This window comes from Acidisphaera rubrifaciens HS-AP3 (assembly GCF_000964365.1).
GTDB classification, from domain to species: Bacteria; Pseudomonadota; Alphaproteobacteria; order Acetobacterales; family Acetobacteraceae; genus Acidisphaera; species Acidisphaera rubrifaciens.
This window is the reverse complement of record NZ_BANB01000801.1, coordinates 1-1,336: the sequence shown is the minus strand read 5'-3', so window position 1 is coordinate 1,336 and position 1,336 is coordinate 1. Positions and strand designations below refer to the sequence as shown.

Here is a 1,336-nt window from a genome sequence, read left to right as displayed (position 1 = left end):
GCCACGGGGGCCGCACCGCCCGACTGGCAGACGACCGCGCGGCTCATCGTCGGCGTGTTCCGCGCCGATGCGGCGCGCGCCGGCGCGCCCGAACGGGTCGCGGCGCTGGTCGACGAGCTGTCGCGCGCGAGCCCGCAATTCGCGGCGCTCTGGGCGGAGAACGAGGTGCTGGGCTTCACCGAGACCGTGAAACGCTGGCCGTTGCCGGGTCTCGGCGAGACCCTTTTCGAATACTCCGCGTTCAAGGTGGACGGCCGGCCCGACCTGACGATGGTGGTCTACAACCCGGCGAGCGAGGCCGACGCGGCGCGGGTGCGGCAATTCCTGGAACGTGGCGCATAGGGCGGGGTGCGGACAGGCGGCGCCCCCTCAGATCACCCCCTCCTCCCGCAGGCTCGTCCATCGCCCGTTGCCCACGATGATGTGGTCGTGCAGCACGATGCCCAGCAGCTCCGCCGCGTCGCGCACCTCCAGCGTCGTCGCGATGTCCTCGCGCGACGGGGTCGGGTCGCCGCTCGGGTGGTTGTGGACCAGGATGATCGCGGTCGCATGCACCTCCAGCGCGCGGCGGACCACCTCGCGCGGATAGAGCGGCGTGTGATTCACCGTGCCGCGCGCGGTCAGCTCGTCGGCCAGCAGCCGGTTGCGCGGGTCGAGGAACAGGACGCGCGACTGCTCCACCGGCTCGCGCGACAAGGCGGCCCCCAGATAGGCCATCAGCCGTTCCATGTTGTTGAGCACCGGCAGCGCGCGGGCCTCCGCCTGCACCAGCCGCAGCGCGCTCGCCTGCGCCAGCCGGATCGCGGCGGCGGTGTGCGGGCCCACGCCCTGGCACTCCAGCAGCGCCTCGTTCGACGCCGCCAGCACGCCGCCATAGCTGCCGAAGCGGTTGATCAGCCGCTTGGCCAGCGGCTTGGTGTCGCCCTTGGGCTGGGCGAAGAACAGCAGCATCTCCAGTAATTCGTAATCCGCGAGCGCGTCGGCCCCGCGCGTCAGCAGCTTGTCGCGCATCCGCCCCCGGTGCCCGTGCGGCCCGGTGGACGGGAACGGCGCCGCGTTGTCCGGTGCGTCGTCCGCGGCGGGGCCGGGCGGCAGGCGCGGGCGGTAATATCCGGCCGGGGCCGGCGACGGCGTCAGCGGCCGCTGCGCCGCCTCGGCCAGGCCGGGCGGACGGGACGCGCCGGAACGGAACGGCAGACGCCAGCGCAACGGCGCGCCTCACCCATGGGTTGCACGAACGAAATCTTAAACAACCATAAAGAGTGATGCGGCCCGGCCGCAAGCGGCGGCGCCGGCCCAGCCCGCCTTGCGTCAGCGCGCCTTGCGTCAGCGCGCC

The 1,336-nt window shown here is 73.0% G+C and carries 2 protein-coding genes; one reads left to right on the top strand and one right to left on the bottom strand.

What is annotated here, in order from left to right:
• On the top strand, positions 1-342 hold a 342-nt coding region (locus tag B8460_RS22345; protein WP_048862978.1), incomplete at its 5' end, for an MmyB family transcriptional regulator.
• A 27-nt stretch (positions 343-369) separates the two neighbouring features.
• On the opposite strand, the gene radC is transcribed toward B8460_RS22345, so the two are convergent.
• On the bottom strand, positions 370-1,095 hold the full coding sequence (gene radC / locus B8460_RS17880; RefSeq protein WP_048862979.1) for a RadC family protein: 726 nt from the start codon (positions 1,093-1,095) through the stop codon (positions 370-372).
• Positions 1,096-1,336 lie beyond the last annotated feature (241 nt).